The sequence below is a fragment of the Klebsiella sp. CN_Kp106 genome, from assembly GCF_040064575.1.
In the GTDB taxonomy this organism is placed as follows: Bacteria; Pseudomonadota; Gammaproteobacteria; order Enterobacterales; family Enterobacteriaceae; genus Klebsiella; species Klebsiella michiganensis.
The window spans coordinates 14074-28778 of sequence record NZ_JBEAIG010000047.1; the positions used below are offsets into that span (position 1 = coordinate 14074).

15 protein-coding genes are annotated in these 14705 nt (G+C 60.6%); 5 read left to right on the forward strand and 10 right to left on the reverse strand.

Annotation, left to right across the window (positions count from 1 at the left end; genetic code table 11):
• Nucleotides 1–38: 38 nt before the first annotated feature.
• The 8 genes from nei to ABLU96_RS13640 form a co-directional block, all read right to left on the reverse strand.
• Nucleotides 39–830 carry an endonuclease VIII gene (nei, locus tag ABLU96_RS13605; protein ID WP_064404734.1) on the reverse strand — a complete coding sequence of 264 codons (792 nt, stop codon included), beginning with the start codon at nucleotides 828–830 and terminating at the stop codon, nucleotides 39–41.
• A gap of 15 nt (nucleotides 831–845) precedes the next feature.
• Nucleotides 846–1490: a pyroglutamyl-peptidase I gene (pcp, locus tag ABLU96_RS13610; RefSeq protein WP_014228439.1), complete on the reverse strand. Its 645-nt coding sequence runs from the start codon at nucleotides 1488–1490 to the stop codon at nucleotides 846–848.
• A gap of 9 nt (nucleotides 1491–1499) precedes the next feature.
• Complete coding sequence (locus ABLU96_RS13615; RefSeq protein WP_025106370.1) at nucleotides 1500–2495, reverse strand: DUF979 domain-containing protein; 996 nt, start codon at nucleotides 2493–2495, stop codon at nucleotides 1500–1502.
• Nucleotides 2492–3217 (reverse strand): DUF969 domain-containing protein, encoded by a 726-nt coding sequence (locus tag ABLU96_RS13620; protein WP_025106371.1) that lies wholly within the window; start codon nucleotides 3215–3217, stop codon nucleotides 2492–2494. The genes ABLU96_RS13615 and ABLU96_RS13620 overlap by 4 nt, the downstream gene beginning before the upstream one ends.
• Before the next feature lie 62 nt (nucleotides 3218–3279).
• Entirely contained in the window at nucleotides 3280–4026 is a 747-nt protein-coding gene (gene pxpA / locus ABLU96_RS13625) for a 5-oxoprolinase subunit PxpA (protein ID WP_004848906.1), read from the reverse strand.
• A complete protein-coding gene (gene pxpC, locus ABLU96_RS13630) occupies nucleotides 4016–4948 on the reverse strand; it encodes a 5-oxoprolinase subunit PxpC (RefSeq protein ID WP_009651642.1) in 933 nt (310 codons plus the stop codon). Before pxpC ends, pxpA begins: the two co-directional genes overlap by 11 nt.
• Complete coding sequence (gene pxpB, locus ABLU96_RS13635) at nucleotides 4942–5598, reverse strand: 5-oxoprolinase subunit PxpB (protein WP_004848901.1); 657 nt, start codon at nucleotides 5596–5598, stop codon at nucleotides 4942–4944. Before pxpB ends, pxpC begins: the two co-directional genes overlap by 7 nt.
• Before the next feature lie 15 nt (nucleotides 5599–5613).
• Nucleotides 5614–6357, reverse strand: a complete 744-nt coding sequence (locus ABLU96_RS13640) for a type 2 GTP cyclohydrolase I (protein ID WP_014228436.1) — start codon at nucleotides 6355–6357, stop codon at nucleotides 5614–5616.
• A gap of 270 nt (nucleotides 6358–6627) precedes the next feature.
• On the opposite strand from ABLU96_RS13640, the gene dtpD reads away from it, so the two are divergent.
• Entirely contained in the window at nucleotides 6628–8109 is a 1482-nt protein-coding gene (gene dtpD, locus ABLU96_RS13645) for a dipeptide permease DtpD (RefSeq protein ID WP_038424224.1), read from the forward strand.
• Here dtpD and phrB read toward each other — a convergent pair.
• Nucleotides 8072–9520 carry a deoxyribodipyrimidine photo-lyase gene (gene phrB / locus ABLU96_RS13650; protein ID WP_064358420.1) on the reverse strand — a complete coding sequence of 483 codons (1449 nt, stop codon included), beginning with the start codon at nucleotides 9518–9520 and terminating at the stop codon, nucleotides 8072–8074. The two genes, dtpD and phrB, sit on opposite strands and share 38 nt — an antisense overlap.
• Nucleotides 9521–9764: 244 nt before the next feature.
• A complete protein-coding gene (locus ABLU96_RS13655; RefSeq protein WP_004848892.1) occupies nucleotides 9765–9971 on the reverse strand; it encodes a DUF2517 family protein in 207 nt (68 codons plus the stop codon).
• Between the two features lie 309 nt (nucleotides 9972–10280).
• On the opposite strand from ABLU96_RS13655, the gene kdpF reads away from it, so the two are divergent.
• Genes kdpF through kdpC form a run of 4 tightly spaced genes read left to right on the forward strand, consistent with a single transcriptional unit; the run spans nucleotide 10281 to nucleotide 14705 of the window.
• Complete coding sequence (gene kdpF, locus ABLU96_RS13660; RefSeq protein WP_009651669.1) at nucleotides 10281–10370, forward strand: K(+)-transporting ATPase subunit F; 90 nt, start codon at nucleotides 10281–10283, stop codon at nucleotides 10368–10370.
• Nucleotides 10370–12049: a potassium-transporting ATPase subunit KdpA gene (gene kdpA, locus ABLU96_RS13665; protein ID WP_064404736.1), complete on the forward strand. Its 1680-nt coding sequence runs from the start codon at nucleotides 10370–10372 to the stop codon at nucleotides 12047–12049. The genes kdpF and kdpA overlap by 1 nt, the downstream gene beginning before the upstream one ends.
• Nucleotides 12050–12070: 21 nt before the next feature.
• The gene (gene kdpB, locus ABLU96_RS13670) at nucleotides 12071–14119 is read left to right on the forward strand and encodes a potassium-transporting ATPase subunit KdpB (protein ID WP_004848888.1); all 2049 of its coding nucleotides are present in this window, start codon (nucleotides 12071–12073) and stop codon (nucleotides 14117–14119) included.
• Between the two features lie 10 nt (nucleotides 14120–14129).
• Nucleotides 14130–14705, forward strand: coding sequence for a potassium-transporting ATPase subunit KdpC (kdpC, locus tag ABLU96_RS13675; RefSeq protein WP_064404739.1), 576 nt, complete (start codon nucleotides 14130–14132; stop codon nucleotides 14703–14705).

Here is a 14705-nt window from a genome sequence, read left to right on the forward strand (position 1 = left end):
ATCGCAGCGACAAAAAACGCGCCTGAAGGCGCGTTTTTTTATTGCTGACATCCCGGGCACCAGTAAAACGGCCGCGACGATAGCATCGTTCTCTCGATTATTCCGCCGCAGCGCTCGCAGGCCTCCCCTTCGCGATGAAAAACCTTAAAGCGAAACAGCGCGCCGTGGTGCTTATTCTCGTCCACCAGACCGCGGGTGTTGTAGGACAAGCGCGGGATCTCCAGCAGCGCATGCGCCAGCGCATCGAGCTGTTTTTCATCCAGTTCAGAGGCTTTATGCCGCCCGGTCAGCCCCACCTGCCAGAGGATCTCCACGCGCAGATAGTTGCCTAATCCGGCAAGAAACGCCTGATCCAGCAGCAGACCGGAGAACTGGCGGTTGCGGAATTTCGCCGACAGCAGCCGCGCTTTGACCTGTTCAACGCTAAGGCGCATATCGAGCACATCCGGCCCGACCCGCAGCAAAAACGGATGGCTGACGAGCTGCTCGGGCGTCAGCATCTCAATATCAGAGGCGCTGTAGAGCAAAATCGCCCTGCGCGCGGTCTGCAGCCGAACGCGCAGAACGCGCGTCGTTTCAGGCTGCTCCCCCGCGTCCACCACTCGCCAGACGCCGTACAGCTGATTGTGGCTATACAGCGTTAGCCCGCCGGAGAAGTGGGTCAGCAGCGCCTTACCGCGAGTTTCAATGTGCGTCACTCGCTGGCCGACCAGCTGAGATTGGTAATGTTGTAACTGCGGGAAGGCGAACCACGCCCCGGTCAGGGGTTCGCCTTTAATCGCCGCTTCCAGGCTATCCGCCGCGCGGCGAATTTCCGGACCTTCCGGCATAATCTTGTCCTTGTGTTAATGCGTTGCCCCACCGCCGACTTTCACATCGCCATCCTGCTGCAGGGCAACGGCGATGGCCGTCTCCAGCGCGGCCTGCACCGTCTCTACCGCCATACTGGCTTCGCCGGGATGAGCCGCGGCCTGCTCCGGCAAATACGGAATATGGATAAACCCGCCCTTCGCGCCGCTGCGATGACGCAGGCTGTGCAGCAGGCCGTACATCACGTGATTACAGACAAACGTCCCCGCCGTCTGCGACACCGACGCCGGGATCCCCCGGCTGCGCAGGGCGGTTACGATCGCTTTGATCGGCAGCGTGCTGAAGTACGCCGCCGGCCCGCCGGCAGCGATCGGTACGTCGATCGGCTGCAGGCCTTTATTGTCCGGGATCCGCGCATCATCGACGTTGATCGCCACCCGCTCAACGGTGATGTCGACGCGACCGCCCGCCTGGCCAATCGCCAGGGTCAGGACGGGATCCAGCTCATCCAGCGCGGCGTTCAGCGCCGTCAGGGCGTCGCCAAAGACGCACGGCAGCTGCCGCGCCGCCACCGGCTGTCCGCCGATAATAGCGCCATCCAGCCGCTTTACCACTTCCCACGAAGGGTTAACCGCTTCGCCGCCGAACGGCTCAAAACCGGTAATTAACACGCCAGCCATGATCCCTCCTTACAGGAACATCAGGAAATAGAGCAAAAATACGTTCACGATAAGCAGCATAACGCCGGTCGGCACCTGGGCTTTTATGACCGCGTTTTTATCCGGCAGCTCCAGCAGCGCGGCAGGCACGATATTGAAGTTCGCCGCCATGGGCGTCATCAGGGTACCGCAGTAGCCGGAGAACATGCCAATGGCCGCCATCACCGCCGGGTTCCCCCCGTGCTGCAGCACCAGAATCGGGATCCCGACCCCCGCCGTCACGATAGGAAACGCGGCGAAAGCGTTGCCCATCACCATCGTCAGCAGCGCCATTCCCAGGGTATAGACGGCAACGGCGATGAACCGGCTGTCTACCGCCAGGTAGTGCTGCGTCAGCAGGGAGATGCTGTTGCCAACGCCGGCGGCGGTAAACAGCAGCCCGAGCACCGCGAGGATCTGCGGCAAAATAAACGCCCAGCCCACCGAATCCAGCAGGCGGCGGGCTTCCTGTAACGGCTGCGCCGCCGTTTCATGGGTCATGCGGATAGCCATCACCAGACCGAGCAGCGTGCCCGCGGTCATCGAAAACAGCGTGATCAGCGTGGCGTGATTGCCCGGGCCAAAGATAGCGACCTGCAGCGAGGGGAGATTATTAAACAGCAGCACGCCGATCACCGTCACTACCGGGATCGCCAGCGCCGGGAAAAACAGCCGGTTGCCAAGACGCGCGGCGCTGGCGGTACGTTCTTCCTGCGAGCGCTGATGATAGCGACCGAGGCGCACGCCGCCAAAACCGGCGATCAGCGCCAGCACCACCACCACCACGCCAACGCCGATATTAACGGCCCGCTTGTCGCCGACCAGCTCATAGGTCCAGTCGCCAAACAGAAACACCAGGCCATACAGCCCCCAGAACAGGCCGGTTGTCAGCCTGCGCGGGTTGGCCTTATCGCGCCATGACATCACCGCCACCACCAGCAGAACCGCGCCCGCCAGCCAGTACAGCCAGGTTTGCTGAAAATTCATGCGGCACCGCCTTTCACCTGCCCGGCGTTAACCTTGTCCAGCTCGCGCTGGAGATGGCGGTCGAGGCGCCACAGGCGGGCGGAGTGGATCAGGAAGGCGCAGACCGCCGTTGGGATCCCCCACAGGGCGATATGCAGCGGCTCGGTCTGAATGCCGCCCGACTCCAGCATAAAGTTATGCATAAAGATAATCGCCCCGAAGGCGACGAAAATATCTTCCCCGAAGAACAGGCCCACGTTGTCGGTCGCCGCCGACATCGCACGCAGACGATAGCGCACCTCGCCGGGCAAGGCGCCGAAGTTTTTCTCCGCCGCCCCTTCCGCCATCGGCGCCAGCAGCGGGCGCACCATCTGCGGATGACCACCCAGGCTAGTGAGCCCCATCGCCGCGGTCACTTCACGAACGAACAGATAGACGATAAGCAGACGACCGGCGGTGGCGCTGCGGATCTTCGCGATCCACGTCTGCGCGCGCTCTTTCAGACCGTGCCGCTCCAGCAGGCCAATCACCGCCAGCGGCAGCAGAAGAATAAACGGCAGGTTGCGGGTATTAAGAAATCCTTCTCCCAGCTTTTCCAGAATGGTCGCGATCGGCATATGCGCCGTCAGACCCGTGATGATCCCGGACACAATAACCACCAGTACCGGGTTAAAACGCAGAACAAATCCGACCACGATCGCAGCAATGCCGATCAGTGGCCAGAGAGATAATGACTCTCCCATAGTTACATCCTGTATGTTGTTGTGAATTGTTGTCTAATGTTAATTGCTTGATAATATTGTTTTTATTCTTCTACTTCCGCACTGACCTGTATATTGCGCCCGGCAAACGCCGCGCGCAAGCGGCGCGCAAAATCCAGCGCGTGCTCGCCGTCGCCGTGCAGGCAGACGGTTTCCGCCACCACGTGCGCCCATTCGCCGGTGATGCTACGCACCCGGCTGTGCTGCACCATTTCCAGGGTTTGCGCCAGCGACTGCTCTTCGCTCTCGATCAGCGCGCCGGGCTGGGTGCGCGGCACCAGGCTGCCGTCCGCCAGATAGCCGCGGTCGGCGAAGACCTCCTGGCGGGTGGTCAGCTGATAACGCTGCCCGGCGCGAATCAGCTCGCTGCCCGCCAGGCCTACCAGCACCAGACCCGCGTCAACGTCATATACCGCTTTGGCGATAGCGTCAGCAAGCTGCGGATCTTTTGCCGCCTGGTTATAGAGCATGCCGTGCGGCTTGACGTGCTGCAGCTCGCCGCCCTGCGCGCGCACCAGCGCCGCCAGCGCGCCGACCTGATACAGCGTTTGCGCATAAACCGTTTCCGGCGGCAGCTGCATCGCCGTACGGCCAAAATTTTCCCGGTCAGGAAAGCTGGGATGCGCGCCCACCGCGACGCCATATTTCAGCGCTTCGCGGACGCACTGCAGCATCATCACCGCATCGCCCGCATGGAAACCGCAGGCGATATTGGCGGAAGAGACCAGCTGCAGCAGCGCGCTATCGTTGGCGCAGCCTTCGCCCAGGTCGGCGTTTAAATCAATCTTCATCGTTCAGTCTCCATGCCAGCTGTTCAAAATAACGTTGTCTGTCGGCGCGCGCCTTCAGCGCCTCCTCCAGGGAGCAGGGAACAAAGTGGATCGGCTGTCCCAGCGGGATCTGCGCCAGCTGGTACATGTCGGCTTCGATAATGGTCGCAATCCGCGGATAGCCGCCGGTGGTCTGCGCGTCGTTCATCAGTACGATGGGCTGGCCATTATGCGGAACCTGTACCACGCCGGGCAGCAGGCCGTGCGAAAGCATCTCGCGGTCGGTCGTCCGCTTCAACGGTTGCCCCTGCAGGCGATAGCCCATACGATTGCTCTGCGGGCTAAGCTGCCACGGCGAGCGCCAGAACGTGTCCTGCGACACGCTATCAAACTCCTGGTACTCGGGCCCGGGCAGCGCGCGGATGCGGTTGCCGATGGGGAGCTGCTTCACGCCGCGCGGCCCGCGGAACTGCTTATCCGATTTCCCCAGCTTCAGCCGGTCTCCGTCCTGCAAACGTCGACCTTCCAGACCACCAATCCCCACTTTCAGATCGGTGCTGCGCGAACCCAGCACCTTCGGCACCGCAATCCCCCCCGCCACCGCCAGGTAGCTGCGCACGCCGTGCTGCGGGTTCTTGAGCACCAGATGCTGCCCGGCCTTGACCGCCGTTCGCCAGCCCACCCATACCGGCTCGCCATCGAGCTTCGCCTCGCAGGCGGCGCCGGTCAGCGCAAACCAGCCGCTGCGTTCAAACTGAATATCCACCTGACCCAGCGTTATCTCCAGCGCCGCGGCGTTAGCGCCGTTACCCACCAGCAGATTAGCGGTGACCAGCGCCGGCTTATCCATAGCGCCACAGCGGCTGATGCCCAGCTGACGCAGCCCTTCACGCCCGCCGTCCTGCACCGAGGTATACATTCCGGCGCGGATAATTTTTAACATACGCCCTCCTTTTGCGGCACGAAACGCACTCTGTCGCCGGAACGCAGCAGCACCGGCTCCTTGCGCTTCGGATCAAACAGCGCCAGCGGCGTACGCCCCAGCAGCTGCCACCCTCCGGGCGTCGCCAGCGGATAGATCCCGGTTTGCGCTCCGCCAATACCGACGGACCCGGCGGGCACCAGCAGGCGCGGCTCCGCCCGTCGCGGCATCGCCAGCTGCTCCGGCAGGCCGCCGAAGTACGGGAACCCCGGCTGGAAGCCGAGGAACCACACCACGTACTCCACCGACGAATGCAGCTCAACCACCTGCTTTTCGCTCAGGCCGCTGTGGCGGGCAATTTCTCCCAGATCCGGGCCGTATTCGCCGCCATACACTACCGGGACCGAGACCTCCCGCGATTCCGGTTCGAGCGTATCGCACTCCTCCCACCAGAGCTGCAGGCGCTCAATCGCGTCCCACGCCGTCTGCTGCGGGTTGCGCAATATCACGGTAATGTTGTTCATGCCAGGGATGGCTTCCACCACCTCGGTATGGCCTACCAGCCGCTGGGCTAACCGCCAGATCCGCTTCTGGCTTTCCAGCGTCACCGGAGGCTCAAGCTCCAGTACGACTGCCGTTTCACCTAATAAATAACAACGCGCTCGCTGCACTTTTGCCTCCGTTCATCAGGCCGGGTTCGGGATATCAATAAACGTGACGTCCAGTTCGGTATTTTCCGTCAGCCATTCGCTTAACGCGCGAATGCCGCCGCGCTCGGTGGCATGGTGCCCGGCGGCGTAGAAATGCAGCCCCTGCTCGCGCGCCGAGTGTATGGTTTGCTCTGAAACTTCACCGGTAATAAACGCATCGACGCCAAAGCGGGCCGCGCTGTCGATAAAGCTTTGCCCACCGCCGGTGCACCAGGCCACGCGGGCGACTTTATCCGGCCCGGTGTCGCCGCACCACAGCGGTTTGCGACCCAGCCGCGCTTCAATCCATGAAGCCAGCTCCAGGCCCGATACCGCCATCGACAGTTCGCCCCACGGTACCAGCGGTTCAATCTCCCCCATCACATTGATGCCGAGCAGCGACGCCAGCTGAGCGTTATTGCCCAGTTCCGGGTGAGCGTCGAGCGGCAGGTGCCAGCCATAGAGGTTAATGTCGTTAGCCAGCAGCGTTTTGAGGCGGTTGCGCTTCATGCCGCGAATGACCGGCGATTCGCCTTTCCAGAAGTAGCCGTGATGGACGATCACCGCATCGGCCTCCAGGCGGACGGCTTCATCCAGCAGCGCCTGGCTGGCGGTCACGCCGGTGACGACTTTTTGTATCGTTTCGCGCCCTTCCACCTGGAGCCCGTTGGGGGCGTAATCACTGATGGCCGCGCTATTGAGTTTTTCATTAATCAGTTGTTCCAGTTCACTATTTTTCATTGCCGTTCCACCAGGTCATCGTTCTATGCAGAGGAATAACATAACGGTATCCGTCCGGTCAGTCGATAGTTCTGCCGCTTCGCCGTCCATTTTGACTTTTCGCGAAATCCCGCAATTTGTCTACTCCCTCGCTCGCGCATTCGTGTATATTTATGCACTATTACAGCATATTAAATAACCAGAAAGCCCATAAGGCCATGAATATCGCTAGTTAATGGCTATTCATGCAGAAAGATCGACTTTCTTTTTTACGGCAGGACAAGGCATTACATGAACACACAATCCTCACAGCCGCGGGCGATTTATTACGTCGTCGCGCTGCAAATCTGGGAATATTTCAGTTTTTACGGCATGCGCGCGCTGCTGATTCTTTATCTCACCAACCAGCTCAAGTATGACGATAATCATGCTTATGCGCTGTTCAGCGCCTACTGTTCTTTAGTCTACGTCACGCCGATTCTCGGCGGCTTCCTGGCCGATAAGCTGCTGGGCAACCGCATGGCGGTGATGCTCGGCGCGCTGCTGATGGCCATCGGCCATCTGGTGCTCGGCGCCAGCGAAATCGCCCCTACCTTCCTCTATTTGTCGCTGGCGATTATTGTCTGCGGCTACGGGCTGTTTAAATCCAACGTCAGCTGCCTGCTCGGCGAGCTGTATGAACCCACCGACCCGCGCCGCGACGGCGGTTTTTCGCTGATGTACGCGGCGGGTAACGTCGGGTCTATCGTTGCGCCGATCGCCTGCGGCTACGTGCAGGAAGAGTACAGCTGGGCGATGGGCTTCGCGCTGGCGGCCGTCGGCATGATCGCCGGGCTGGTGATTTTCCTCAGCGGCAATCACCATTTCCGCCACACCCGGGGCGTCAATCGCGAAGCGCTGCGGGCGCGGAGTTTCGTCTTACCAAACTGGGGCTGGCTGCTGGTGCTGCTGATCGCCGCGCCGCTGCTGATCACCGTGCTGTTCTGGCAGGAGTGGTCGGTTTACGCGCTGATTGTGGCGACGGTTATCGGCCTGGCGGTACTGACGCGGATCTACCTACGGGCGGAGACCGCCAGGCAGCGTAAAGATCTGCGTCTGATTATGGTGCTCACCTGCTTCAGCCTGCTGTTCTGGGCCTTTGCGCAGCAGGGCGGCAGCTCCATCAGCCTCTATATCGACCGTTTTGTTAATCGTCATTTTATGGGCTATGAGATACCGACCGCGATGTTCCAGTCGGTGAACGCCTTTGCGGTGATGCTCTGTGGGGTGGTGCTGGCGTGGCTAGTGAAGGAGAATATTAACGGCAACCGTACCGTGCGCATCTGGGGCAAATTCGCGCTGGGCCTCGGCCTGATGAGCGCCGGTTTCTGTATCCTGACCCTCAGCGCACGCTGGTCGGCGGCTTACGGACAATCTTCAATGCCGCTGATGGTGCTGGGCCTGGCGGTGATGGGCTTCGCCGAGCTGTTTATCGACCCGGTGGCGATGTCGCAGATTACCCGTATTGAGATCCCCGGCGTGACCGGGGTGCTGACCGGTATTTATATGCTGCTCTCCGGCGCTATCGCTAACTATCTGGCAGGCGTGATTGCCGATCAAACCTCGCAGGGGTCGTTCGACGCCGCCGGGGCCGTCAACTACTCGATCAACGCCTACATTGAGGTGTTCAGCCAGATAACCTGGGGCGCGCTGGCCTGCGTTGGCCTGGTGCTGGCTATCTGGCTGTATCACGCCGTTAAGATCCGGACTCGTCGCCTGGCGATGGAGTCTTAAGCTCTCTGGCGGCTTCCCAGGCCGCCAGCGTCGCCAGCCGCGCCTGCTTGTGGTCAACAATCGGGCGCGGATAATCCAGCGTTACGCCCTGTTTCTCCGCCCACAGCCACGGTTGATGCACCGCTTTTTCAGGTACCCCGGCCAGCTCCGGCAGCCATTGACGAATAAACTGCCCCGCTTTGTCGAAGCGCTCTCCCTGGGTCGTCGGGTTAAAAATACGAAAATAGGGCGCGGCATCGGTACCCGTTGAAGCCGCCCACTGCCAGCCGCCGTTATTCGCCGCCAGATCGCCATCAATAAGTTGTTCGATAAAGTAGCGCTCGCCCAGCCGCCAGTCGATGCGCAGGTCTTTCACCAGAAAACTGGCGACAATCATCCGCAGGCGGTTATGCATCCAGCCGGTCGCATTAAGCTGACGCATTGCGGCGTCGACAATCGGGAAGCCGGTTTGCCCGCGCTGCCAGGCCTGAAGCGCGGATTTATCGTCCAGCCACGCCACGTTATCGGTCCAGTCGATAAAAGGCCGCCCCTTACACAAGTTTGGGTAGTAAACCATCAGGTGACGATAAAACTCGCGCCAGATAAGCTCGTTGAGCCATACCGATCCGGCTTCGCCATCCAGCGCCCGCGGCTGCTCAACCCGCAAACGGTGCAGGCACTGGCGCGGTGAGAGCGCGCCCACCGCCAGGCACGGCGACAGTCGGCTGGTCCCCTCGATGGCGGGAAGATCGCGCTGCTGCTCATAGTCGGCGGCCTTTTGCTGGCAGAAGCCGCGAAGCCGGGCGATGGCGCTTTTTTCATCCGCGGCGAACAGCTCGCTATCAAATGGCGTCTGCGGATAATCTATTTTCACTTCAGACGCCGCAGCGATGGGCCCGCCCGCGCGGACTTGCGGCGCGGCGACGCACTCCGGCAGCGCTTCCTGCAAACGGCGAATAAAGGCATTTTTAAACGGCGTAAAGACCTTATACATTTCACGACTGCCGGTCAGTACGCTGCCCGGCGGCAGCAGAACGCTGTCATCAAAGCCCTGACAGGTCACCTCCGCTAAGGTTTTCTCCACCGCCGCATCGCGCTGGCGTTCATTGATTTCGTACTGGTAGTTGTAAAACAGATGGGTCACCTGCCGCTGCCGGCAAATGCTGGCGAGCAGCGCCACGCTGGCGGTGAAATCTGCGGCATGTTCAATCTGCAGCGGGATCCCCTTTTCGGCCAGCGCCGCTTGCAGGCTATGAAGGTGGCTGACCATAAACGCCGCCTGGCGCGGCGCCATACCGTGCTGGCGCCATTGCCCAGGCGTGGCGATAAATAATCCCAGCACCTCGGCATCGGGATCGCGGCAGGCGGCGGCGAGCGCCAGGTTATCGTGGATGCGCAAATCCGCGCGAAACCAGACCAGATGGGTGGCCATAGCATTCCTTTCATCATGAAAATTGATAAGTTCGACTTATATTTAACCCTCCCGCAGGCTTAACCTTCGGGGAGTGAATAAGTGTAAGCCACTCATGGCAAAAAAAAACCGCCGGGTAAACCGGCGGCATGATGATAAGGCAATCTGTTGGCACGCTGTGCCGGGGAAAACAGGGTAAATAAGCCAGGATATCAATCCATTAGCCCGTTTCCGCAGCGCGCGCCCGCTGAGCCATAAACCGTTATTAATAAAAATCTGCGGAGACTTTTTCAGCCTGCGCCAGCCATACCGGCTGTTCGCTGGTTTTCGCCCACACGCGGTGCAGCCAGCTGTAAAAACGGGCGCGATCTTTCCAGAACAGCATTACCGGCAGCGCCAGCACGCCAGCCGCCACGGCGAAAGCGCGACGCGCAAAGATGATATGAGCAGGATAAGTTTTGTACAACGCCATAATTTCTCTCCCCTTTGTCAGGCCGGCAAGCAAAGCCGGTAAAGTTAATCTGTTTCTCTGCTTAAAATAGTACCGCTTTGGCTGTAATTTTACTACTCATCCGACCACTAAAAAGCACGTATTTAGCCTTTATTTACATTCACCCGGTAACTTAGTTACAAAAAGGTTAAATTAATACTAATCATTAGTTAAATTGTGGTCTTGGCGATTTTTATATTTTTTTTACACCCCCGCCGCTGATTTTTGCGAAATCTTTGCGCCCGACTGCCTATTCTCCTCGTAAATCAAAAAGACACCCGGAGGTGGATTGTGAGTGCAGGCGTAATCGCTGGCGTAGCGCTGGTGTTCCTGTTGCTGGTTTATCTGGTTTATGCCCTGATACACGCGGAGGCATTCTGATGGCCGCTCAAGGATTTTTACTCATCGCGAGCTTTATTCTGCTGCTGATGATCCTGGCTCGTCCGCTGGGCACGGCGCTGGCGACGATGATCAATGATGCCCCGCTACCGGGCCTGGCCGGTATCGAACGCGGTTTATGGCGGGCGGCGGGCATTCGTTCGCAGGAGATGAACTGGTATCAATATTTATTCGCTATTCTGCTGTTTAACGCGTTGGGTCTGCTGGTCCTGTTCACGCTGCTGATGTTCCAGGGCTCGCTGCCGCTCAATCCGCAGCACCTGCCCGGCCTGTCGTGGGATCTGGCGCTGAATACGGCGGTGAGCTTTGTCAGCAACACCAACTGGCAGGCCTATGCCGGTGAAACCACCATGAGTAGCCTTAGCCAGATGGCTGGGCTGGCGGTACAAAACTTCTTCTCCGCCGCCACCGGCATCGCGGTGATCTTTGCCCTTACCCGCGCCTATGCCCGGCAGAAAGTCAGCACCCTGGGCAACGCCTGGGTCGATCTGACCCGCATCACCCTCTGGCTGCTGCTGCCCATTTCGCTGCTCATCGCGCTGTTCTTTATTCAGCAGGGCGTGCCGCAGAGTTTTTCCCCGAATCAGGGCTTTACCTCGCTTGAAGGGGTACGCCAGATGCTGCCGATGGGGCCGGTGGCTTCACAGGAGGCGATCAAAATGCTGGGTACTAACGGCGGCGGCTTCTTTAACGCCAACTCAGCGCATCCGTTTGAAAACCCGACCGCGCTGACCAACCTGGTGCAGATGCTGGCGATCTTTCTCATCCCGGCGGCGCTGTGCTTCGCTTTCGGCGAGGTGGTGGGCGATCGCCGTCAGGGACGGGCCATTCTATGGGCGATGACGCTCATCTTCATCGTCTGCGTGGCGGTAGTGATGTGGGCGGAAACCCGCGGTAACCCGCATCTGCTGAGCCTTGGCGCCGATAGCAGTATCAATATGGAAGGCAAAGAGAGCCGGTTCGGTATTCTCGCCAGCAGCCTGTTTGCCGTGGTCACCACCGCCGCGTCCTGCGGGGCGGTCAACGCCATGCACGACTCCTTTACCGCGCTGGGCGGAATGGTCCCCATGTGGCTGATGCAGATAGGCGAAGTGGTCTTCGGCGGCGTCGGCTCGGGTCTGTATGGCATGCTGCTGTTCGTGATGCTGGCGGTATTTATCGCCGGGCTGATGATTGGCCGCACCCCGGAGTACCTCGGGAAGAAAATTGACGTCCGCGAAATGAAAATGATTGCGCTGGCGATCCTCGTGACCCCAACGCTGGTGCTCCTCGGCACGGCGCTGGCGATGATGACCGAAGCCGGTCGCGCGGGCATGTTCAACCCCGGGCCGCACGGCTTCAGCGAAGTGCTGTACGCCGTCACCTCGGCGGCCAACAACAACGGCAGCGCCTTTGGCGGCCTCAGCGCGGCGACGCCGTTCTGGAACCTGCTGCTGGCGTTCTGCATGCTGGTTGGCCGCTTCGCGGTCATTATCCCGGTGATGGCGATTGCCGGTTCGCTGGTAACGAAGAAAATTCAGCCCGCCGGCAGCGGCACGCTCGCCACCCATGACGCGCTGTTTATCGGCCTGCTGATCGGCACCGTGCTGTTGGTTGGCGCCCTGACCTTTATTCCCGCGCTGGCGCTCGGCCCGCTGGCGGAACACTTTTCCTTACTTTAAGCGATTGCGGAGCAACCTGTTATGAGTCGCAAATCATTAGCCCTGCTGGAGCCGACGCTGGTGCGTCAGGCCCTGCTGGACGCCGTGAAAAAACTGAGCCCTGCCGTACAGTGGCGTAACCCGGTGATGTTTATCGTCTGGATTGGCAGTCTGCTCACCACCCTGCTGGCTCTTGCCATGGCAAGCGGGCAGATCGCCGGCAGCGCCGGATTTACCGCCGCCGTTAGTCTCTGGCTGTGGTTCACCGTCCTGTTCGCCAACTTCGCCGAAGCGATGGCGGAAGGCCGCAGTAAAGCGCAGGCTAACAGCCTCAAAGGGGTCAAAAAGACCGCCTTTGCCCGTAAGCTGCGCGCGCCGCAGCACGATGCGCAAATTGACCACGTCCCCGCCGAAGAGCTGCGTAAAGGCGACGTGGTGCTGGTCGAAGCGGGGGATATTATTCCCTGCGATGGCGAAGTTATCGAAGGCGGCGCGTCGGTGGATGAGAGCGCCATTACCGGTGAATCCGCGCCGGTTATCCGCGAGTCCGGCGGCGACTTCGCCTCGGTGACCGGCGGGACGCGTATTCTCTCCGACTGGCTGGTGATCCGCTGCAGCGTCAACCCCGGCGAAACCTTCCTTGACCGGATGATCGCCATGGTTGAAGGCGCCCAGCGCCGCAAGACGCCGAACGAAATCGCGCTGACTATCCTGCTTATCGCCCTGACCCTGGTGTTCCTGCTGGCCACCGCCACCATCTGGCCCTTCTCCGCCTGGAGCGGTAACGCGGTCAGCGTCACGGTGCTGGTGGCGCTGCTGGTGTGCCTGATCCCCACCACCATCGGCGGCCTGCTGTCGGCCATCGGCGTCGCCGGGATGAGCCGCATGCTCGGCGCGAACGTGATCGCCACCAGCGGCCGCGCGGTTGAAGCGGCGGGCGACGTCGACGTCCTGCTGCTGGACAAAACCGGCACCATTACCCTCGGCAACCGCCAGGCTTCGGCATTCCTGCCTGCGCAGGGCGTGGAAGAGAAAACCCTTGCCGATGCCGCCCAGCTGTCGTCGCTGGCCGACGAAACGCCGGAAGGCCGCAGCATCGTGGTGCTGGCAAAACAGCGCTTTAATCTGCGCGAGCGCGATCTGCAATCGCTGCATGCCACCTTCGTGCCGTTTACCGCCCAGACCCGGATGAGCGGCATCAACATCGACCAGCGGATGATCCGCAAAGGTTCCGTGGATGCCATTCGCCGCCACGTTGAGGCCAACGGCGGCCACTTCCCGGCCGACGTCGATAAACAGGTTGAAGACGTGGCGCGACTTGGCGCCACGCCGCTGGTGGTCGCCGAAGGCGAACGCGTGTTGGGGATTATCTCGCTGAAAGATATCGTCAAAGGCGGCATCAAAGAGCGTTTTGCCCAGCTGCGTAAAATGGGGATTAAGACGGTGATGATCACCGGCGATAACCGCCTGACCGCCGCCGCTATTGCCGCGGAAGCAGGCGTGGACGACTTTCTCGCCGAAGCGACGCCGGAGGCCAAGCTGGCGTTGATCCGCCAGTATCAAGCGGAAGGACGGCTGGTGGCGATGACCGGCGACGGCACCAACGACGCCCCGGCGCTGGCGCAGGCCGACGTGGCGGTTGCGATGAACTCCGGTACCCAGGCGGCGAAAGAGGCGGGCAATATGGTGGATCTCGACTCTAACCCCACCAAACTGATCGAGGTCGTACATATCGGTAAACAGATGCTGATGACCCGCGGTTCGTTAACCACTTTCAGTATCGCCAACGACGTGGCGAAGTATTTCGCCATCATTCCGGCCGCCTTTGCCGCCGTCTATCCGCCGCTGGCGATGCTTAACGTGATGCATCTGCACTCGCCTTCTTCGGCGATCCTGAGCGCGGTGATTTTTAATGCGCTGATTATCATCTTCCTGATCCCGCTGGCGCTGAAGGGCGTGAGCTATAAGCCGCTGACGGCCTCGGCGATGCTGCGCCGCAACCTTTGGGTCTACGGCCTGGGCGGACTGCTGGTGCCCTTTATCGGTATCAAAGCGATCGACCTGTTATTGACCCTGACCGGGCTGCTGTGAGGAAAAAACCATGTCATTCATTCGTCCTGCTGTTGTGCTGTTTATTCTGTTAACGCTGCTCACCGGCGGCGTCTATCCGCTGTTAACCACCGCGCTGGGACAGTGGTGGTTCCCGCAGCAGGCCAACGGCTCGCTGGTGCGGATTGACGGCGAAGTGCGCGGTTCCCGCCTTATCGGGCAGAACTTTACCGCGCCGGGCTACTTCCAGGGCCGCCCTTCCGCGACGGCGGAGATGCCGGATAACCCGCTGGCGTCCGGCGGCAGCAACCTCGCCGCCAGCAATCCAGCGCTGGACAAAGCCATCAGCGAACGGGTGCAGGCCCTGCGCGCCGCCAATCCGGACGCCAGCGCAACGGTTCCGGTGGAGCTGGTGGCCGCCTCGGCGAGCGGACTGGATTACAGTCTGACGCCTGCCGCCGCTCTGTGGCAGGCGCCGCGCGTCGCCAAAGCGCGCCAGCTTAGCGTGGAGCAGGTCACGCAGCTGGTGAACGAGGCAACGCAAAAACCGTTGCTCAGTTTTCTCGGCCAACCTGTGGTAAATATACTGCAGCTGAATATGTCGCTGGATGCCCTGAAGGATAAGTAA